Origin of the sequence: Alteromonas sp. S015, assembly GCF_036864485.1 — a bacterium.
Taxonomy (GTDB): Bacteria; Pseudomonadota; Gammaproteobacteria; order Enterobacterales; family Alteromonadaceae; genus Alteromonas.
Genome location: NZ_JAZETO010000007.1, coordinates 135,105 through 156,798, shown reverse-complemented (window position 1 = coordinate 156,798; position 21,694 = coordinate 135,105). Strand labels below are relative to the sequence as shown.

Genomic DNA, 21,694 nt, shown 5'->3' with positions numbered 1-21,694 from the left:
ATGCAGTTCTTCAGGCCTATGAAAAGAGTCGAGGCTATGACCTTCGACCTTGATGACACCCTTTACAATAATGAACCTATTATTCGACGCGCAGAGCAAGCCCTTCAAACGCATATTGCTGAACACCATCCCCAGGCGGCTAAGCTAACCTCACTAGATTGGCTACAACTTAAACGTGCGGCAATCGCCAAAGACGCTCGGTTGGCTTCTGATATGGGCCAACTTCGTCGCGTAGTGCTTACCGCGGCCCTATCTGGTACACCTGCAAATCAAGTATCAATAGTCCCCTCTGAAGACACTGCATTACGTGCTGCTGTAGACGGTTGCTTTAATTGTTTCTATAACGCTCGAAGCGATTTTGCCTTAGCAAGGAATGTTCACCACACCCTCGATAAACTAAGCCAACATTTACCGCTCGTTGGTATTACAAACGGCAATGTAAACGCGCAAAAAGTGGGGTTAGACCGCTACTTCATGACTATTTTGCACGCCAGTGTGGAACGCCCCATGAAGCCTGCCGTCAACATGTTCAATGAGGCCGTATCGCTTTTGAAGGTGGAACCTGCGCACATTCTGCATGTTGGTGATAACATCATCAAAGATGTATTAGGTGCAGTCAACGCGGGCTATCAATCGGCGTGGTTTGCATGTAACCGCCCAATGGAATTGGCTCTGGAACCCGTATCGGTACTGCCCCATGTGCAACTTAATATGTTGGAAGAGCTCACCCATTTTGTATAAGGTCCTCAGCCTTTTCTGATGATATAAATGACGCTTGTGGCTATCTAGGCAAGGTAGATTGTTAAGGCCTATAGGGCACAGCCGTAAGGTATATGGATTTCAGTGCTCACTCGTTATACACTAAAAACTGATGTCGTAGTCTTTGTGTCCTTATGGAAAAACCAACTGCCTCAAAGTCAAGGTCGCAACAGGCGTCCACGGTAGATAAGTCAATCTCAAACGCGAACGAACGTGCCGAGATTAGTCGCTCATTTTTGCCATTTCAACCACTATCGGGACTACAATGTGATGTCTTTATCATCCTTTCGTGGCTTGCAGTGTGGCAAATTGGACGCATTGTGGAATATACCGAACACGCCAGTGTTTGGTTTCCGGCTTCTGGCTACACGTTGGCGTGCTGCTTGGTACTTGGCTGGCGTGCAGTATTTCCCATAATTGTCGCCGCTGTATTGATTACAGTATGGAATGGCCACCATTACTCTTTACCGCTCACTATTAGTGAACTCATTTGGGGTGGGCTATTATTTAGTATTGCTCATCTGCTGCCATACTACGCAGGGGCAAGCGCACTAGGCCATCTCTTAAGAAAGCCCGACGTTACTACGCCTCAATTTATTGTGTCGTTCTTGATCATAGGCTGCCTCACATCACTAGTCGCAACGCAGCTCGTGATTGGTTCTCTTGTTTTAACCAATCAAATGCCTGCGGCGGATATAAAACAGGCTATGCTACCGTTTTGGATAGGAGATATGGCGGGAGTCGTGGTACTTGCCCCCCTTTTTGCGGGCTTTTTAGTGAAGGTCTGTGCCACTTCTAAAATAAATCTTCTGGCGTTTTCTAACTACTCTACATCCAATTTACGTGGCTACTTTAAAAAGGTGACGATTAATTTAGCTCTTATTGTTTTCGTTATGATGCTGGCAAAACTTACCCAGTCTCGTGATAGCGCATTTGCCATCTTCTTTCTTGCTATTACCCATATGTGGATAGCGTGCACTGAAAGTACGAAACGCAATGTTATTAGCCTTGCTATAAGTAGCGTATGCATTGTGTTGCTGGTGCATCTTTTTGCATTAATGGAGTACGCTAAAGTGTATCAGTTTGCACTTAACGTCATCGCTGCCAATGCTTTATTTGGCATAGCCATTCCTCAGCTACAAGCAGACAACGCATTGTTAAAAGACCGCGTTTTTATAGATACCCTTACCCGAGCCTATACACGAGAATATCTCGCTCAGCGCAGCGCCCTAGAGATGGCACAAAGTCGTGAATCTGGCAGCACCCTTTATTTCGTTATCTTCGATTTAGACAAATTCAAACGTATAAACGATGAGTTAGGGCATGTTGACGGTGACAACGCTTTGCGGCAATTAAGCCAAGTTACTAAGGGTGTTTTGCGTAAAGCCGATGTTTTTGCCCGTTTCGGTGGCGATGAGTTTGTACTGCTTTTACCCAATATCAGCGAGCACAACGTGCTGCATCTAGTGGAAAAGGTGCGTGAAGGTATAAACGCGGTCACCATCTCTGGAGTGTCTTTATCATCTAGCTTTGGTGTAACCCTCATGCAGGATAGCGATACACTTGAGACGCTTATCCAACGCGCCGACCGCGCGCTCTACGCGTCTAAACAGAAAGGCGGTAACACAATAACCCTTAAATAATGGGGTCAGAGTACATTTAACCGATATTGCTACAAAGCTTGAAGCAGAAATGTACTCTGACCCCAATTTTACATGTGGGAGTTATCTTCTAGTACGTTTTGGCGCATCGATTCACATGGGCTTTGGCAAACCGGTCTCCCAACGACCTTAGCTGGCACACCCACTACAGTAACGTGAGCCGGTACGCTATTGAGGACAACGCTACCTGCACCTACTTTTGAGCCTTCGCCTATCTCAATATTTCCAAGGATCTTGGCGCCAGCACCAATTAACACGCCTTGGCGAATTTTAGGGTGACGGTCGCCCGACTCATTACCGGTCCCCCCTAACGTAACACTCTGTAAAATAGACACGTTGTCTTCAACCACTGCGGTTTCACCCACCACAATGCCGGTTGCGTGGTCAAACATTACGCCTTTGCCTATGCGCGCGGCTGGATGAATATCTACACCAAAACTTGCCGAGTTACGACTTTGTAAGAATAAAGCAAGCTGATGACGACCATGAACCCAAAGATAATGTGCCATTCTGTGCACTTGTACAGCATGAAAGCCTTTAAAGTGTAGCAAAGAAGTAAGGTAATCATTGACAGCCGCATCCCGCGCTTTTATCGCTAGGATATCTGCGATAGCCGCTTCACTAATACCTGGCTCAAGTAAGTAAGCTTCATCAAACACTTCGCGTATAGCGAGCGCAGGCATAACGTCATCTGCCATTTTATTTGACAGAATAAAACTTAACGAGGATTCAAAGTTGTGGTGTGCAAGAACACTGGCATGAACATAGCTGGACAATAAAGGCTCGTTTTCAGCAACAACTTGCGCTTCTTGTTTTAGCGTCGACCAAAAATCGATGGGCGTAGAAAGTGCGGTCATGAGCATGTCCTGTAATATAAAAATGCTGTGTACTGTTAGAAAATTGAGTAAGCGGACCAACCCGTTACTGGCAAGCACTGCAATGCTAACCAAAAAATCCGGTAGAAAGTGTACCTGAGTTTGACGTGACGCAATACAGATGTGATACCGACCAAGCGAATAATTCGATCAATTTATCGAATTAATTCGTTATAGCTAATAACCGTATTTTACATGCGTATAACACTGAATCTTCCTTCTGTCGCCATAAGTGCTTTCGCCGCTACTACTAGACCGAAGAAAACACGCGTTTATTTCAGCAAGAAATACTTACCGCCCCAATCTAAGCGCAGGTTAAAAAGTACGGGGTTTTGCATGCAACGGGAAAACAGGACTGTATAAATTAACAGTCGGGTGGCATAATAACGCGCTGCTGAATGTATAACACTATCAACTAACAGGTACCACACTATGGATGTATCTCGACTGCTAGACGAGCTAAACGACAAACAGCGTGAAGCAGTAGCAGCCCCACTGTCTAACGCCCTTGTATTGGCTGGCGCGGGCAGTGGTAAAACCCGAGTATTGGTACATCGCATCGCGTGGTTGATGGAAGTCGAAAACATCGCCCCTTTTTCCATTTTGGCTGTGACCTTTACCAATAAAGCGGCCAAAGAGATGCGTGGCCGTATAGAGTCATTGATGGGACGCAGCCTTCACAACATGTGGATTGGTACTTTCCACGGGCTTGCACACCGTCTGTTACGCGCCCATCACGCAGAAGCCAATTTGCCTGAGAATTTCCAGATAATTGATTCGGACGACCAGTATCGACTCATTCGCCGCATTCTCAAAGCCATGAACTTGGATGAAAAGCATTGGGCGCCGCGTCAAATACAGTGGTATATAAACGGTAATAAAGACGAAGGCTTGCGCCCTCAGCATATTGAAACCCATGGCGATCATATCCAAAAAACCATGCGCGAGGTCTATGCTGCTTATCAAGACGCTTGCGACCGCTCAGGCTTGGTGGACTTTGCTGAGTTGTTGCTACGCGCCCATGAATTATGGGCTAAAAATCCAGAAGTATTAGCACATTATCAACGTCGTTTCCGTGCAGTGTTGGTAGACGAATTCCAAGATACCAACAATATCCAGTATGCATGGCTTCGTATGCTATGCAGTGGCGGCGGTAACAACATTATGATCGTTGGTGATGACGACCAGTCTATTTACGGTTGGCGTGGCGCGAACGTAGATAATATTCAGCACTTCCTGAAAGACTTCAACGAGCCTACTACTATTCGTCTTGAACAAAATTACCGCTCTACGGGAAACATTCTCAAAGCGGCAAACACGGTTATCGACAACAATACGGGCCGTTTAGGGAAAGAGCTTTGGACGGACGATGCGCAAGGTGAGCTTATTTCTGTTTATGCGGGTTTTAACGAACTTGATGAAGCGCGCTTTATCGTGTCGAAAATCAAAGACTGGCTTAATCAAGGCAACGCCCTTAGCGATACCGCAATTCTTTATAGAAACAACGCCCAGTCACGAGTACTGGAAGAAGCGTTATTACACGAAGGGTTAGCCTATCGCATATACGGTGGTCTACGATTCTTTGAACGCCAAGAAATTAAAGATGCTCTTGGATATATGCGCATGGTAAGCCATCCGCATGATGACGCTGCTTTTGAGCGCGTGGTAAACACCCCAAGTCGTGGCATTGGCGAAAAAACCCTTTCGCAAGTGCGCGATACCGCGCGAATGCACAACTGTTCAATGTGGCAGGCGTGCCAGTTGCTAATTAACGAGGGAGGCTTTAAGGGCCGAGCGTTAAACGCCATGCAAAGCTTTGTGTTGCTCATTACAGAGCTGGAGCAAGCCACACTTGATGAGCCCCTTGACCAACAAGCCGACAAAGCTATTCGTCAGTCTGGCCTATACGCGATGTACCAAGCAGAGCGTGGAGAAAAAGCGCAAGCGCGACTAGAGAACTTAGAAGAACTGGTGACCGCGTGTAAAACCTTTATCGTACCTGAAGAAGCTGAAGAGATGTCACCTTTAGCAGCCTTCCTAGCCCATGCATCATTAGAAGCGGGGGAGACTCAGGCAGATAAAGACCAGGACGCAGTGCAGATGATGACCATTCACACCGCTAAAGGCCTCGAGTTTCCATTGGTCTTTTTAGCTGGCGTGGAAGAAGGTATGTTCCCAAGCCAAATGACCAATGACGAACCAGGTCGGATGGAAGAAGAACGCAGACTTTGCTATGTTGGAATGACGAGAGCTATGCAAAAGTTGTATATCACTTATGCAGAAAGTCGTCGATTATATGGACAAGATAAGTATCATACTGCGTCTCGATTTATTCGCGAAATGCCAGCAGACTGCGTGGAGGAAGTGAGACTAAAATCCACAATTTCGCGTCCGGTACACAACCGCTTTAGTCAAGCGACGTCGCACGCCAGTTTTGAAGAAACAGGTTTTAGTTTAGGTGAGCGCGTTGTACACCGTAAATTTGGTGAAGGGATCGTACTTAACTACGAAGGGAGTGGTGAGCACGGTCGAGTTCAAGTAAACTTCGACGAATTTGGCAGCAAATGGCTGGTACTAGCTTACGCAAAGCTGGAGAAAGCGTAACATAATCAATAGGCAAGGTAGCCTAAACCTAAGTTGAAATGTATGCAGCAACACGTGCTGATCATCGAAAATGGTGAAGGCAACCTTGAACTTATAGCGAAATTAGTACGCCGAGCGGGCCTTACCCCCGTCGGTGCAACGTCGCTTACCGAAGGAAAAGCAAGGTTTGCGCAGAACATGCCGGAAACTTTTCTGTGCGCCATTGTTGCATACTCGCTTCCCGATGCACCAAAAGGCGAAGCTATCGACTTTACGGTTGAGTCTTTCATTCCCACCATAGCAACAACCGAAAGTTTAGATAGCGCTATTCGCGATAAAGTTCTTGAACGAGACGTTGTCGATTACATCCCCAAAGAAAATTCACAAAATTACGACTACCTAAATCGCCTTATTAGTCGCTTGGAAAAGAACAAGTCTACTGGGGTTGTTGTAGTAAGTACTAACCGAGTGTTGCGTTCAAGAACGGTTTCATTACTTCAGCGTCATAACTTTATTGCGTTTGAATGCTTAACGGCTACAGACGCAATGCAATGCTTGTCTGAGCATAAAAATGTACGCCTTGTTATTACCGACAACACCTTACCGGATATGACAGGTACACATTTTGTAGCCAGCTTAAGAAAAGCCTTCTCAAAAGAGCAACTTGCCATCATGGGCATAGCCGGAGGCAAAGGTATGTTAATGTCTGCACATTTCATTAAAAGTGGTGCAAATGACTTTTTACGCGTGCCCTACTGTCATGAAGAGTTCTTATGTCGCGTGATGCAAAACGTAGAATATATTGAGAGCGTTGAAGAAATTCGCCGTGTAGCCAACACTGATTATCTAACGGGTTTGCCAAATAGACGCCATTTCTTCTACATGGTCACGGTTCAACATCAAAGCTTATCTGAAGATCACGCTCTCGCCCTCATTGACCTCGATTTTTTCAAGTCGATAAACGATACCCATGGTCATGACGCCGGTGACATTGTACTAAAAGCCTTAGCAGCGCTTATTGAGTTTTATTTTCCAGATGAAATTATTTCCCGATTCGGCGGCGAAGAATTTTGTATTTACATGCCTTCAACGCCCCTAGACAAAGCATGTGAACGTTTAGAAGATTTCAGAAAGGTGGTGGAAGCTGAAGTTATTCGACTGCCTAAAACAGACATTAAAGTGACCTGCAGTATTGGGGTAAGCGGCGCCTATACCCAGCGCGTGGATAAGCTATTGAGCTTAGCTGACAAGCAGCTTTACGCCGCAAAAAATAGCGGTCGCAATCAGGTCAAAAGCGAGCCACCTGATACACCTCAACAAGCGCAAGGCTCACTGCTTTAATTGTTTCACTTAACCCACCGCCGCTTAAGCCAGTACTTCTTCACAAAGCATTTATATTACCCAATATTACAAAAAGCGCGGTGCTCTCGAAAAAGGGCGCTTAACGCTACCGTTTTGCGTTTGGCTCGATGTCACTCAGGGCTTCGAGAATAAGTCTCTACTCTTCCGCTAGCTTTCGCGCTTTACGCTGACTCCGGTAATTGACTAGCGAGTCGGCACTAAACAGGATAAGTGCACACCATACAAAACCGAAGGTAACCAAACGCGACTCTTCAAGGGGTTCGCCATAAAGGTAAACCGCCAGCACGAACATGAGCGTCGGCCCAATGTATTGAAAGAAGCCTAGTGTGGAATACATAATGCGCCTTGCTGCAGCGGTAAAACAAAGTAGTGGCGCTGTAGTCACAATACCAGCCGCTAAAATAAGGGTATTTAGCGTGGCGTCGTTATTAAATAAATTGCTGTATTCAGACCCGAAGAATATCCAGTAAAAAATAGCTAACGGTGAAAGCATTAAGGTCTCGATGAAAAGGCCAGGCAGCGAATCTACCGCCACTTGCTTACGCAACAACCCGTATACGCTAAAACTTCCCGCCAGCACCAGAGCAATCCACGGCACATGGCCATATGATAAAACAAGAATAGCTACACCAATAACCGCAAGCCCTACTGCCACGCGCTGTAAATTGCGTAACCGTTCACCTAAGAAAAGTCGCCCTAAAAACACGTTAATAAGAGGGTTAATGTAATAGCCAAGACTTGCATCAAGAATATGGTCGTTATTAATTGCCCATATAAACAAGAGCCAGTTCGCTCCGAGTAACAGACCGGCGACGAATAAAATCTGCATAACCCGTTTATTGCGAAGGGCGGCGCCTACTTTTGGCCATTGCTTTAGCGCGGCAATAAGCCCCACCAAAAGCACTACTGACCAAATTACCCTGTGCATTAAAATTTCAGCCGCAGGCAATACCATCAACTGTTTGAAATAAACAGGTGCAATACCCCACATACTGTATGCGGCAATAGCACAAATAACGCCAACTTGAGCGGCACTGGCTTGCTTAGACAAGACTGACTCCAACGAAATTCGGGGGATGAAGGCGCGTATTGTTTATCAGGTTAGGTGGATACACAACCCTCAGCGCTTTCCAATGCGGCAAAAGGCGTGTAACACGCGTCATGATTTACGAAAAATGACACAGCCCCACTGAATGTGCTCATACCGTGGGGCCTTGGCCGCATTTGTCACCTTACAGCGTTAAACAGGAACAAGCTTATAGAAGAAACAGTGTGCCCAAACCTAAGAACGCCACAAAGCCTACAATGTCAGTAACGGTTGTTAGAATTACCGAGCCCGACAACGCAGGATCTATTTTTAACTTATCCAAAATTACAGGTACGAACACACCCGCTAGGGCGGCGGCTACAATGTTGAACAATATGGCTAAACAAATAACCAAACCTAGCATAGCGTCGGTAAACCAAAAATAGGCAACCACGCCTATCACCAAAGCCCAAATAACGCCGTTAACACCGCCTACTTTAAGCTCTTTCACCATCAGCGCCCGTAAGTTAGCGGGTGTAACCTGCCCTAGCGCCAGACCGCGCACAATTAGGGTTAGTGTTTGACTTCCTGCGATACCTCCCATGCTCGCCACCACTGGCATAAGTACCGCTAGCGCAACAACTTGTTGTAGCGTGCCTTCAAATAACCCAATGAACCACGAGGCTAAGAATGCCGTGAGAAGGTTAATTCCCAGCCAGAGTGCACGATTTTTCGCACTTTTCGCCACTGGCGAGAATAAGTCTTCGTCCTCGTCCATACCGGCCGAAGCCATTACTTGGCGTTCGTAAAACTCATTAACCAACTCACTTGCCGAGGTCACATCTAATCGCCCGAGAAGCTTATTATTTTCATCAACCACCGGCAACGAGGCGAGTCCTGAGCGCTGAACAAGAAGCGACGCATTCATTGTGTCGTCAGCCCCTTGAATGGTCGTCACACTTTCTTCCGACAAATCGAATAGCGACACGTGATCTTGCGCATTGAAAAGGTGGCTAATTTTAACCAGCGCAGAAAATTGACCTGAACGATTCACCAAAAAAATGCTGTCACAGTGCTGAGGAATGTCACGTCTTAGCAAGCGCAATCCTTCGCGTACTTTCGCATTCGATGGCAGCACTAACTGATCGTGGTTCACCCAGTGTCCTATTTGGTTATCGGGAAACTGTGTGGCTTCTCTGAAGTACTTTCGCTCTTTAGAATCAAGGGACTCATAAGCCATATCGACTAGGCGTTTTGGCAATGAATCAAGTAGCTCTAGTAAATCCTCTGCATCTATATCAGCAAAAATAGACGTCCATTCGTCGTGCGGCGTATTGTCGATAAGAATTTCACGGGGGTCGCTACGCATCTCAACCAATACGTCGAGCTTACGGTCGCGAGGAATGCCTTCCCACACTGCCAAGCGTTTTTCTACGGGCAGCGACTCTAACAGTGATGCGATGTACACCTCGTCTTGCCCTGCTAGGGTGGCTAACAAGGTCGCCGGATCATCACCCATACTTTCGGTAACAATCTCTTCAATTAAATCTGGTAATGGCTCAGCCATGCTACACCTCCCGTAAATACCGCTCACTTCCTTTACACAACATAGCCACTGGCATTACAGGATAATGGAAACCCATTAAAAGACTGCTATCCCAGCATATATGTACCTGTGCCAAAGGCTATATGATCGCCTTTTTCGTTGTGCAATTCCATTCTGCAAACCACCAACTTACTACCCTTGCGTATTATCATCGCTGTCGCAATAAAGCGCTCCCCCCTTCCTGGCCTAAGGTAGTCAACACGCATATCGACCGTACCCATGGTGGGCAATCTAACCTGAAGATCCTCAAGGTCCTCGTGTGCGGTTTGCTTGATGGTTTCTATGATTGAAACTAAACCGCCGATGGTGTCTAGCATAGTCGCTGTTACACCGCCGTGTAGGATTTTTTGCATTGGGTTGCCGGTAAGCGCTGGTTGCCAATCAAGATGTAGGGAAACTTGTGTGTCCAGCCCCTTTCCCTCAGTGACAAATTCCAGGCCCAACAACTGGTTAAACGGCATAGTATCACGAAAAAGACCAATTACATGTTTAATCATTCGTTGATGGTCAAGCGTTTCGCTGTCGCTCGCTTGTCGTTTATTTGGCGTATTTTTATCCACTCGCTTTCCTTAGTGAAATAACCTTTGAGTTGCTTCTGAATAGGAACATTACTACCGAATGTGAGTTTGACGGAAATTCATCCAAACAATGATATTAAATCAAAATAAATTATGAAAACGACTGCCCCCGTTTAGCACTGTCGCTGAATTTTAGTCTAGTTTTTTAAATTGCCCCGTGAAGACATCGGGAAAAAAGCGTAAAATCCTGCGCCATGACAACTGCAATAGCTTCATCAGAATTAGCGCCAGAAACGCAACGGGAAAAGACACCAGAAACCATCTTAAAAGATGTGTTTGGTTACGATGTTTTTCGCGACGGTCAAGGCGAAGTCATTCACCAGGTATGTGAAGGTAAAGACGCACTTGTTTTGCTTCCAACAGGTGGAGGTAAGTCGCTGTGCTATCAAATTCCTGCATTAGTGCGCTCCGGTACCGCTATTGTTGTATCGCCGCTCATTTCGCTAATGCAGGACCAGGTGGAGCAGCTTAAGGCGCTAGGCGTAAAAGCCGCCTATCTCAATTCGACGCTTGAAGCAGATGAACAAGCGCACATTAATGACGCATTGCAAGCTGGAAAACTCGACTTACTATATGTGTCGCCTGAGCGCTTAATGCAGTACTATTTTCAGCAGTCGCTGGCACACGCCAGTATTGCCTTGTTTGCCATTGATGAAGCGCACTGCGTTTCCCATTGGGGGCACGATTTCAGGCAGGATTATCGCGCTCTGGGGCAAATAAAATCTCGCTTCCCCTCTATTCCTGTTATTGGATTAACGGCTACTGCAGATTCAGCCACCCAAGCAGACATACTGACACAGCTAAACCTTAACGAGCCACTGGTTTATAGAGGTAGCTTTGACAGACCCAATATTCGCTACCGTGTAATGAGCAAGTACAAGGCTTTCGACCAAGTTGTTGCATACGTAAAACAGCAGGAAGGTAGCGGCATTATTTACTGCAACAGTCGAGCGAAAGTCGACGACCTGCACGCTAAATTATTCAGACAAGGCTTTCGCTGTGCGGCATATCACGCGGGTATGGATAACGACGAGCGCGAGCTGGTACAGCGCCAATTCCTCAACGACAAAATTGATATTGTGGTGGCCACCGTAGCCTTTGGTATGGGTATTAACAAATCGAACGTGCGTTATGTGGTGCATCACGACGTCCCGCGCAGTGTTGAAAGCTATTATCAGGAAACCGGCCGAGCTGGGCGAGACGGCCTAGAGTCAGAAGCACTACTCTTGTTTGATGAAAAAGACGCGGCCCGTGTAAAGCAATGGATAGAGCAAGGTGAAATACCCGAGCGCAACCAAATAGAACTGCAAAAATTTGCGGCTATGGAAGCCTTTTCAGAGGCACAAACCTGTCGTAGACAAGTATTGCTGAACTACTTCTCTCAGTTCAGTGACAGCGCCTGTGGCAACTGTGATATCTGTTTAGACCCGCCAAAAATGATTGACGGTTTAGTGATTGCACAAAAAGTCCTGTCGTGCGTACTTAGGCTCTCACAGCAAGCCTCCAGCCAATACGTGATTGATGTGTTGCGAGGCAAGCAGCTTAGGCGCCTGCAGGAAGCAGGTCACCACCAGCTTTCTACATACGGCATAGGAAAAGATAAGTCGGACAGCTACTGGCACAACATTATCAACCAGCTTGTTCACAAAGGGCTTATTCGCGTTGATATTACTGCTCATGCCGCGTTGCGCTTGACCGAGGCCGCAAGGCCCGTGCTAAAAAGTGAAGTCGCTGTTCAGCTTGCCGTTCCGAGGCTTGAATTTAAGCCCGATAAGAAAAAAGCCAAACAAGCGCCAGCCAATTACGACAGAACTTTGTTCACGCGCCTTAAGCATTTACGTAAGGTGTTGGCAGAAGAAAATGAAGTACCACCGTACGTAGTATTCAGCGACGCCACCTTGGTGGATATGGCATGTAAACTCCCTACCACGCGCAACACTTTATTAGATGTAAGCGGCGTAGGCCACACCAAATTAGAACGCTATGGCGAGGCCTTTATTCAGCTCATTGACGACTATATAAATCGAGAACACTAAGGCCTACAGACCACCTGAGTTTGTTTCTCAGATGGTCGCAGGGTTTGGCACTAATTGAAAGGGCACGCTGTGGAAATGAACACACTAGGCGTAAGCGTATTCTCCCCCTTTTTCAAGCGCAGCTTTGTAGGCTTCTCTGGCATGAACCCGCTTAACGTAGCCTTGAATAGCGCTAAAATCTTTTGCTCGCCCGCTAGCCACCAGCGACTCTAACGGGAATATCATTTGGACATCAGCGCCACTGGGCGCATCTCCCGCAAACCAGGTGTTTTTCGCTAGGTAAGACTCTACGTATCGCAAACTTTGCGCTAAATTAGGGCCATAGTAGGCGTTTAATATCCCGTCTATCAGCCTGTTAGTGATGGGCTTAATAAAGAAGGGTTTCGAACCTTTCTGACGCGCTTTTTCCAGCACCAAGTTTGCCACTAATGGTGGCATTAGTGAGCCTTCAGCGAAATGCAGCCAGAACCAATACTGTTGAAGCGCCTCAGGATCTTGGGGTACTGAAAATGAATTCGTAGCGTGATGGCGAACAAGGTATTCTACTATAGCGCCAGATTCTGCAATGGCACCGTGTGGCGTAGTAAGTACCGGAGAGCGTCCTAACGGATGAACAGCGCGCAATGCGTCAGGTGCCAAGTTAGTTTTGCTGTCTCGTTGATAAAATTCTATTTTATACTCTACGCCTAGCTCTTCAAGCAGCCATAAAATTCGCTGCGAGCGAGAGTTATTCAAATGGTGAAGTGTTAGCATACCCCGTCCTTAATACGCTTGAATTAACGCTATTGTTTTTCTGTTGTACTATATACACTTTTTTGAGCGAGCGGGTTTACAAAACCAGTAAATTGATAAGTTCTATGCAGCCTTTTACAAAAAATGATATTAAACAGCACGCGGTGGTTAACGAACAAAGCGTAGAAATCCGCGTTGACTTACCAACAACACCTCTTAAAACTCAGCAATGGACACAACAGTTTTGTGAGTTTTTTCACTTTTCGCTTTCTGATGCGGATTGGGGTGCAGATCGCTTTCAGGCACTTGTTACTACTCGGCCCAGCGAAACACATTTTCAGTGTATGCTTTGCATCGAGTGGCTTTGCGAAGCGATTTGGCTTGAGCCGATAGGTACTCAGCAGTCACCTAGCGCAATTTACCAGTACCTTCAAAGCGCGTAAACGTCATCTCCCCTTTTTCTTTCTGTTTGGCTTTTAGGGCAGACTAGTATTATTCTAAAGAAAACACATAATTAGCGCTTCAAGGAGCATGCTAGTGCCAATATCTCAGCTAATAAAGTACATCGCAACTTTGCTCATTAGTTGGTTGGTTTTAAGCATAAGTGCCTTTGCCACTCCACAGCTAATCATTGATGAGTCTTTTGAAAAGGAAATCATCAACCACTATGCTCAGGTATCAATCGCACCAAGTAGTGCGACCTATTTTGATGTGTTGACGGGAAGCGCGTCAAATGCATCAGAGGCGACAGCTTCTTCAAAAGTACGATTGTGGTATTCAACAGAGCTTGCGCATACGGGCTATAGCCCGATTCCTTTAGTGCTCAATATCGACCGTTTAAACGTTGACGACTTGCAAATTTATCTTCTGGACAGCAGTCAGCGAATTATAAAATCGTACCGTTATCAAGCCGGTAAAGGTGACCATTCGTTAAGACAGCCGCTTCCAAATATCAGGCTTGCTTTCACACTCCAACCTTATCAAGACGCCCGATTACTCATAGCAGTGAAAGACGAAGGGCTTACATTTTTTCCCATGACCCTATGGGAGAAAGATCAGCTTGCCCAACACGACACTAACATGCTGACTTTGCTTGGTGCGGTATCGGGAGTAATGGCACTCCTTACCTTTTATTTTCTTTTCTCCTACTTGTATCAGCGCATTCCTACTCGTTTTTGGTTAACTATGTCGTCATTGGTGCTTATTGCGTTGCTGTTCATTACGCAAGGGGGCCTTGCAATTTGGCCCAGCCTAACCAATGCCAGCGAGCGTTTTTATGCCGTTTGCTTCTGCGTACTATTACTGTGTATTGCTAAGGTTACTCATCACCTATTTGACCGCGTGCCATTTTCGTTAAGGCTGCTCAATTATGCCTTGCCTATTGCTGCCACAATCTACTGTTTTACCGTAAATGCGTACATGGTCACAATTACGCTGCTGCTACTCATAGTGGTAATGGGTCTGTATCACATCACACTTGCTCTTATCTTCAAAGAAAAAGGCAATGCAGTTAGCATCACTTATACCCTAGCGTGGCTGTCTTTCTTTACATTTTACGCCCTAGTGATGCAAAACCTTCTCAGCGATCTTGTTTATACAGTCGATGTTGCTATAGGAATGCTCATCTTTTTAACCTTAGGTTTCCTATGTTTCGGATTTGCCGTCATTACGAAAGAGCAAGCCCTCCATCAGCATAAGCTCTCCTCTCAAGCTGAAACAATAGCTAACTTGAATCACTTTTATGATTTGTTCCGAAACTCCACCGAAGGTCATTACACATCAACGTTAGACGGCAAACTAATTTCAGTTAACCCTGCCATGTGCAAATTGTTTGGGTATGAAAGTGAAGAAGAAATGCTTAGCGAGGAGGCAAGCACAAAAGCCTTTTACGCATCACCGGAAGACAGACATATAGTATTAGGCGAAATATCACAACAAGGCCATGTCACCAGGAAAGAAATACGAGGAAAACGCGTGGACGGCACAGAGTTTTGGTTCTCACTTTCTTGCCAAGTTCGAGAAAACGCCGAAGGGAATTATTTGTACGGCTCAATTATTGATATTACGGAGAAGAAGCAATCCGATTTAAGCCTGCAGTATCTAGCTACTCACGATTCACTTACTGGCGTATACAACAGACGGCAGTTTGAGTCTGTCTTCAAGGAAAAAGTACATAACCCTAGCGAGTTGCCTGCGTGCCTGCTCTTTTTAGATTTAGACCGATTTAAAGTCGTCAATGACACCTGCGGTCACAAAGCAGGAGATGTGTTGATAAAAGACCTAGCCCGCCTTATTGAAAATGTACTATTACCGGACACACTGTTAGCTAGACTCGGGGGTGATGAGTTCGGCGTTATTTATTCAAATAAAGATGCCGATACGGTTTATCTTAATGCGGTGAAAATACTCAATGCAGTACAAACCTATCGATTCATGTGGGACAACCGCATTTTCAACTTGGGGGTAAGTATTGGCATGGTCGTGTGCGACGATAACAACGTCAGCTCAGGGCAATATTTAAGCATGGCTGATGCCGCCTGCTACTTTGCCAAAGAGCAAGGTAGAAATCAGGTTCATAAATACAATAAAGATGATGAGAGTATGCAGCGCTATCAATGTGAACTGGACTGGGTCTCATCAATAAACAACGCGCTGGAAGAAGGACGCTTTATACTTTACTACCAGTCACTCAGACCTCTTAGCAAAGCCAGCGATGGCCACTATTATGAAATACTGCTACGACTGAAGGAAAAAGATGGCAATATCGTTGAGCCAGCCAACTTTTTGCCCACGGCCGAGCGTTTTGAAATGAATGTAAATGTCGATAAATGGGTGGTGACAAATACGTTCAAATGGCTGTCTGAAAATCCAGAGCACCTGGCTGAATTACGGCGATGCAGTATTAACCTTAACTGCCATTCATTGGCAGACAGAGATTTTACTCTTTTCATTCTGAATGCCTTCGAAACCTTTGCTATTCCTTATAACAAGATCTGTTTCGAGGTAATCGAATCGGTAGCAATAATAAAGATGGAAGACACCCTTGCCTTTATGCGTACCTTTAATCGACTCGGCTGTTCCTTCGCGCTAGATGACTTCGGCAGCGGCTTTTCTTCGTACAGCTATCTCAAAAGCTTACCTGTTAGTCAGGTGAAGATTGACGGTATTTTTATTAAAGATATGCTTAACGACAGTGTAGACACGGCGATGGTCGCTTCAATCAATGATGTGGCGAAAGCCATGGGTATGCAAACTGTAGGAGAATTTGTTGAAAATGAAGGCACTATGGCGCAACTAGGCAAAATGGGTATTGATTTTGCTCAGGGCTATAGCGTTGCAAAGCCTGCCCCGCTACATGACTTTACACCACTTCAATAACCGTACGGAATACACCTCCTGCGAAAAAAGTGATAGCACAAGCGTCTACTCGCGTATAATTAAGTGGTAGACTTGCAAAAAAAGAAGTCATCCCCACTTATTGCCTACTGTCCAAAGTGTAGAAGTAACATGAGTAGCAAACAGCCTAAATACGAATACGTCAGTACCGCAAAATTACCCACTCGAATGGGTGATTTTAAAATACATGGTTTTGTTGAAGCCAGCGGCCAAGAACACGTTGCCCTCTCTTATGGAGAATGGAAAGAAGACGACGTAGTACCAATTCGTATTCATTCAGAATGCTTAACAGGTGATTCTTTATTTAGTACCCGTTGTGACTGTGGTTTTCAATTAGAAAAAGCCATGCAGAATATTGTTGATAACGGACACGGCGTACTTTTATATCTCCGCCAAGAAGGTCGCGGCATTGGTCTTTTAAATAAAATTCGCGCCTACAACCTTCAAGATAGTGGCATGGACACGGTTGAAGCCAACGAACATCTAGGCTTTGACGCAGACCTTAGAAGTTACGACATCTGCAAACTGATGCTAGATACCCTCAACGTCAAGCACGTTGAGCTTATGACAAATAATCCGAAAAAGCTGGCGGCACTGAAAGCACTAGGTATTGACGTGGTAGCAAGAAAGCCGATTGACCACGGCATTACGAAAGACAACAAACACTACCTTAAAACGAAAACGGAAAAGCTTGGTCACGCTTTTGACCCACACGTTTTTAAATAGACTAACTCTTGTAAAAACGGCCACATTAATGGATGTGATTCCGTAATACCTACGCTAACACGCCGCGATTACGAACATTTTAAGTCTCGCTGAGTGGGTAATTATCTATGCGGACGGGTATAGTGCGAATATTTTCTGTTCAGCTTGGGTTAATGATAGACTGGTTATAACGTATACAGACTTACCACATTGCACGCGAAAAGCCGTTGCTTATGCGCATAGCAATGTAAGGAGAATGTATGAGAAACATAACCTTATCTGTGATTGTCGCACTTTCTAGTGTCTCGGCGCTGCCTGTTTTAGGGCAGTCGAACGCCAGCCTTACGCAAGTTTCTGCATCAACGCAGCAATATTCTAACGCTGAATTAGACAGTGTTCTTGCCCCCATTGCACTTTATCCCGATACCTTGCTCACCCATATACTGATTGCGGCTACCTACCCGCTAGATGTAATTTCAGCCGACCGTTGGCGCCAAAGCAATAAGCATTTAACGCCGGAGCAGGTTGAAAATGTATTGGCAAATGTTAGCTGGGATCCCAGCGTAAAAGCACTCGCTTCATTTAGCGACTTACTCAATACCATGGCGAATGATCTTGAGTGGTTGCAGCAACTTGGTGACAATGTATTAATTGATCAAAGTCGTGTACTAGACCGAGTACAAGTGCTTCGACAACACGCCCTTAACACCGGTAATTTAGTGACCAACGACTACATTGAAGTTGAAAGAGAGCGTGAAACTACACGCGAAATAATTTACATTGAGCCGCGTCAGCGGGAAGTAGTGTATGTGCCTTATTACGACCCACATATTGTATACGGTCACTGGTGGCACACAACATCACCAGTTCGCTGGCGTCATCACGTAAGCTACCATCATCATAGCAATGTCTATTGGTCTCCAAGCATTCACCTTTCTACGTTCTTTTTCTTTAGCAGTGTGCACTGGCATAACCGCCATGTTGTTATTCACCGCGAGCCTGTGCGCCGGTATTACCACGGTAGCCCAAGAAAACGCGTGATAAGCCGAGACTATCGTCGCTGGGAGCACAATAGCGTGCATCGCCGAGCGCGTTACTCTACTCGTGTAATTCACAGTGCGCCTTCGCGCTATGAACATGCGGACGTATTGCGAACAAAGCATTTGTCTAATAAGCAAATTCGATTAGTCAATACGCAGACACACCACAATGAAAAGCGCACAGCAAGACCCATTTCGCGCAGTGAGAATACCAAGTCCATAAAACGAACGGTCACGTCACAACAGATAACGCCACTCAGAGAAAGTCGTTTTCAGATCAAGCAAGACTCGGTAAACCGCAAACAATCCATTGAGCGCGCACTAAAACGCAATCAAGCGATGACCAGAAGCGAGAAGCCAACTAGAAACCAAACACTAGACCAGTTGAAGCGCGACAAAGCTGCTCGGATTTCGACGTCGTCAGAGTCTAAGCGATATGCTAATAGAGAAAACGCACTACAGCGCCAGGGTAAACAGCGCTTGAATCGAGAGCGACTTGAAAGAACGAGCCCCCAAAACAAGCAGGTTGTTCGAGAAAGCAGTGAGCCCAGACGAACTGAACGGATGAGCACACCTTCAGTGCGCCGTGCTCAAGTAAAGGTGCCTGAAGCTAGCAGAAACAGAGTAATAAAACGGGATCGAAGCGAGAAAGTGAAAAGGCAAGTATCCCGCGTTGAAAGACATATTTCCAAAGGTAACAGCTACAGGCCCTAGGCAATTAAAAAAGCGCGCTAGCTATGGCTTCTATTGGGACCATAAACGGGACGGGGGCTGTCCTCACTTTTTACTTTGAATGCTTAGCCGAATGAATATTTACCAGTGCTTTTACAAAGCGAAGGGGAGATTGTTCATCTAAGTTGAAATACAGAGAAGGCTCAATAAGTTCAAGTTCCATTATCGCCCAGCTACTGCCTTGCCTAACGAGATCTACCCGTGCATAAAGTGCTTCACAAGGCATTGCTGACAATGCTCTTCGAGCAATATCTAATTGTTCTTTGTCCACGGTAGTAGGATATAAGCTACCACCGTGTTCTTCTTGTACTCGGAAGTCGCCTTTTTGCGGCACCTTTTTGATAGCATGACTGTACTTCCCTCCAAAATAAAAAAGTGAGTATTCCCCTTCTTCAACTACACTGGGCAAAAATGGCTGGACCATAAAATCACGCTGATTAAATGTATTGGAAAGTACTTGCTGATTTTCGTGCCAATCGGCTTTTGAAAGCTTGTATGTATTATCAGCATTAGCGCTTAGCGTAGGTTTAACCACCACGGTGTCACTGTTGAAATGTGAAAATGCACCTTCTATAACACTGTTATTAAATGCATTGCTCCACTGTGTACTTACAATAGGCACGCCCCTGTCCTGTAAGTCTTTTAAGTAGTGCTTTTCAATATTCCACTTTATAAGCGGCAATGGATTGAGTAAGGTTGCGCTCGACGCATCAATTTGCTTTAGACAAGCCAAAAAAGCTTCTGGATGCTGCTGATAATCCCATGTACTGCGCACTATCACATAGTCAAACCTATCCCAATTTTCTGAATGACTATGCCAGGATATAGTTTCTACAGACCAACCGTTATCATTAAAAACCGGGATCAAAAGTTCGTCGTATACAAAAAATTCTTCAAGGTGGTCAGTAGAAAGAAAAGCGACGGCAGGCATTGATGTATCCTTAAGCCATTGGGAGGTTAAACTTTCTTAATAACAGTAACTTCTATACAAAAGTTAAATAGCGTAAATACTTTAACTTACGTAAACTAAAGCAAATTTAGCACGGCCCTCATTTTTAACCTACACTTTATCCCAAATACTTGTCGGAGATTGGCATGCAGTACCCTTGGCTTCTGGAAGGTCATAAGATTTTTCGCATTGTGATTATAATTCAGTTGCTCATTGCAATTGGCATCGGTTTGTACACCGGCGAGATTCTTCCTGCATTTGTTCTGGGTATTCCCATTGCTGCCGTTCCACTCGTACTTAGTATGCAAAACCCCTATTCAACGATAAGCCGTCATGCGATGGCTATCGGTGTTCAACTACTAACAGCCCTACACATCCATCAGTCATTCGGGTTAATTGAAATACACTTTGAAATCTTTGTTCTTCTTGCATTTCTCTCTTACTTTAGAGACTGGAAAGTAGTTGCAACCGGCACAACGGTTGTTGCTGTACATCATATCTCTTTCTTCTTCTTACAGGCTGGTGGTGCACCGTTATTTATTTTTGAAGAGGGGCACGTTACCTTTCCTATATTATTGATGCACGCAGTATTCGCGCTTTCTGAAGGCGGTGTATTGATGTACATGGCCAAACAAAGTCATCAAGAGGGTGCCGGAGCGGCTGAACTGCGCTTAGCAATTGAGAGCATGCAAAAGGGTGGTGGTAAACTCGATTTATCTATTAAGCTTAATCGGGGTCACAAAATAGTGAAGCCGTTTGCTGAGCTAATCGATCAGGTGAAGGCATTAATTGAGCTTGCTTCTAACTTAACTGACGAGGTAGTAAAAGGCTGTGACAAGATGGAGCTAGCGGCAAACAATATGTTTGAAATCAGCAGGAATACCGACCAAGAGATTGCCATGGTGTCGGCATCGTCAGAAGAAATTGCACAGACTATGCAGTTGTCTACTGAGCAAACAACGCTTGCTAGTGACAAAGCCTCTGCAGCGCAGAACTCTTCGCAAACTACGCGCGATTCCATCTCTAATACAAGCCAAACCATAGATTCACTGCGCAATACACTAAATTCAGCTGCGCAGACAAACTCGGCGCTTAACGAACAATGTTCACACATTTCCGATGCCATGCGCTCAATTACAGCGGTAGCGGAACAGACTAATTTGCTCGCGCTGAATGCTGCTATCGAGTCAGCCCGAGCTGGGGAACACGGTCGTGGTTTCGCTGTTGTCGCAGATGAAGTGCGTACTTTAGCAATTCGCTCAAAAGAAAGTGCTGATCAAATTACAAGCATTACTGAACAACTTGTTGCTCAAACCGCCAGCTCTGTTGAGCAAATGCAAACCTGTATTCAATTGGTCGACGAAGCCGTTATCTCAAGCAACAACGCGACCTCAGCCATGACAGAGATCATGACGCAAATTCGTGAAGCAAGTGAGAGCATGACCGAAATAGCGACATCTGCGGTTGAGCAAGAAACTGCATCGTCTTCAATTGCGCAAAGCACGGCGCGTTTGAGTGAGTTTACTTCAGAAGAGCTAGCTACCGCCGAATCGCTCGCTGGCGAGGTCGAGGTGTTGTCACAAATTTCTCAGCGCATGCGCAGTGCTATCGAACGCTTTAAGCTTTAACCAAAGCCCTTAAAGCACTTTGTTG

General features: G+C 45.6%; 16 protein-coding genes. 10 read left to right on the top strand and 6 right to left on the bottom strand.

All coding sequences use genetic code 11. The annotated features are described in order from the left end of the window. Both V7R42_RS14335 and V7R42_RS14330 read left to right on the top strand, forming a co-directional pair. Positions 1 to 741 (top strand): HAD-IA family hydrolase, encoded by a 741-nt coding sequence (locus tag V7R42_RS14335; RefSeq protein ID WP_334020947.1) that lies wholly within the window; start codon positions 1 to 3, stop codon positions 739 to 741. A 152-nt stretch (positions 742 to 893) separates the two neighbouring features. Continuing rightward, positions 894 to 2,402, top strand: coding sequence for a sensor domain-containing diguanylate cyclase (locus V7R42_RS14330; RefSeq protein WP_334020946.1), 1,509 nt, complete (start codon positions 894 to 896; stop codon positions 2,400 to 2,402). A 68-nt stretch (positions 2,403 to 2,470) separates the two neighbouring features. On the opposite strand, the gene cysE is transcribed toward V7R42_RS14330, so the two are convergent. Beyond that, positions 2,471 to 3,277: a serine O-acetyltransferase gene (gene cysE, locus V7R42_RS14325; protein ID WP_334020945.1), complete on the bottom strand. Its 807-nt coding sequence runs from the start codon at positions 3,275 to 3,277 to the stop codon at positions 2,471 to 2,473. A 450-nt stretch (positions 3,278 to 3,727) separates the two neighbouring features. On the opposite strand from cysE, the gene uvrD reads away from it, so the two are divergent. Both uvrD and V7R42_RS14315 read left to right on the top strand, forming a co-directional pair. Then, complete coding sequence (gene uvrD / locus V7R42_RS14320) at positions 3,728 to 5,899, top strand: DNA helicase II (protein ID WP_334020944.1); 2,172 nt, start codon at positions 3,728 to 3,730, stop codon at positions 5,897 to 5,899. Between the two features lie 42 nt (positions 5,900 to 5,941). Continuing rightward, the gene (locus tag V7R42_RS14315; protein WP_334020943.1) at positions 5,942 to 7,219 is read left to right on the top strand and encodes a GGDEF domain-containing response regulator; all 1,278 of its coding nucleotides are present in this window, start codon (positions 5,942 to 5,944) and stop codon (positions 7,217 to 7,219) included. Between the two features lie 157 nt (positions 7,220 to 7,376). Here the strand turns inward: V7R42_RS14315 and rarD are convergent, their stop codons facing one another. From rarD to V7R42_RS14300, 3 genes are all read right to left on the bottom strand, one after another. Next, positions 7,377 to 8,291, bottom strand: a complete 915-nt coding sequence (rarD, locus tag V7R42_RS14310; RefSeq protein ID WP_334020942.1) for an EamA family transporter RarD — start codon at positions 8,289 to 8,291, stop codon at positions 7,377 to 7,379. A 205-nt stretch (positions 8,292 to 8,496) separates the two neighbouring features. Then, positions 8,497 to 9,834: a magnesium transporter gene (locus tag V7R42_RS14305; RefSeq protein WP_334020941.1), complete on the bottom strand. Its 1,338-nt coding sequence runs from the start codon at positions 9,832 to 9,834 to the stop codon at positions 8,497 to 8,499. 86 nt (positions 9,835 to 9,920) lie between these two features. Next, on the bottom strand, positions 9,921 to 10,433 hold the full coding sequence (locus V7R42_RS14300; protein WP_334020940.1) for a thioesterase family protein: 513 nt from the start codon (positions 10,431 to 10,433) through the stop codon (positions 9,921 to 9,923). A 212-nt stretch (positions 10,434 to 10,645) separates the two neighbouring features. Between V7R42_RS14300 and recQ the strand changes: the two genes are divergently transcribed. Further along, positions 10,646 to 12,487, top strand: a complete 1,842-nt coding sequence (recQ, locus tag V7R42_RS14295) for a DNA helicase RecQ (RefSeq protein WP_334020939.1) — start codon at positions 10,646 to 10,648, stop codon at positions 12,485 to 12,487. Positions 12,488 to 12,571: 84 nt separating this feature from the next. Here recQ and V7R42_RS14290 read toward each other — a convergent pair whose 3' ends face one another. After that, positions 12,572 to 13,240, bottom strand: a complete 669-nt coding sequence (locus V7R42_RS14290) for a glutathione S-transferase (RefSeq protein ID WP_334020938.1) — start codon at positions 13,238 to 13,240, stop codon at positions 12,572 to 12,574. Positions 13,241 to 13,344: 104 nt separating this feature from the next. On the opposite strand from V7R42_RS14290, the gene V7R42_RS14285 reads away from it, so the two are divergent. From V7R42_RS14285 to V7R42_RS14270, 4 genes are all read left to right on the top strand, one after another. Further along, positions 13,345 to 13,662 carry a hypothetical protein gene (locus tag V7R42_RS14285; protein ID WP_334020937.1) on the top strand — a complete coding sequence of 106 codons (318 nt, stop codon included), beginning with the start codon at positions 13,345 to 13,347 and terminating at the stop codon, positions 13,660 to 13,662. A gap of 88 nt (positions 13,663 to 13,750) precedes the next feature. Further along, positions 13,751 to 16,597: a putative bifunctional diguanylate cyclase/phosphodiesterase gene (locus tag V7R42_RS14280; RefSeq protein WP_334020936.1), complete on the top strand. Its 2,847-nt coding sequence runs from the start codon at positions 13,751 to 13,753 to the stop codon at positions 16,595 to 16,597. A 129-nt stretch (positions 16,598 to 16,726) separates the two neighbouring features. Then, the gene (gene ribA, locus V7R42_RS14275; protein ID WP_014947836.1) at positions 16,727 to 17,341 is read left to right on the top strand and encodes a GTP cyclohydrolase II; all 615 of its coding nucleotides are present in this window, start codon (positions 16,727 to 16,729) and stop codon (positions 17,339 to 17,341) included. Between the two features lie 239 nt (positions 17,342 to 17,580). Further along, entirely contained in the window at positions 17,581 to 19,074 is a 1,494-nt protein-coding gene (locus V7R42_RS14270) for a DUF3300 domain-containing protein (RefSeq protein WP_334020935.1), read from the top strand. Positions 19,075 to 19,144: 70 nt separating this feature from the next. Here the strand turns inward: V7R42_RS14270 and V7R42_RS14265 are convergent, their stop codons facing one another. Then, a complete protein-coding gene (locus V7R42_RS14265) occupies positions 19,145 to 20,023 on the bottom strand; it encodes an ATP-grasp domain-containing protein (protein ID WP_334020934.1) in 879 nt (292 codons plus the stop codon). A 164-nt stretch (positions 20,024 to 20,187) separates the two neighbouring features. On the opposite strand from V7R42_RS14265, the gene V7R42_RS14260 reads away from it, so the two are divergent. After that, entirely contained in the window at positions 20,188 to 21,669 is a 1,482-nt protein-coding gene (locus tag V7R42_RS14260; RefSeq protein ID WP_334020933.1) for a methyl-accepting chemotaxis protein, read from the top strand. Positions 21,670 to 21,694 lie beyond the last annotated feature (25 nt).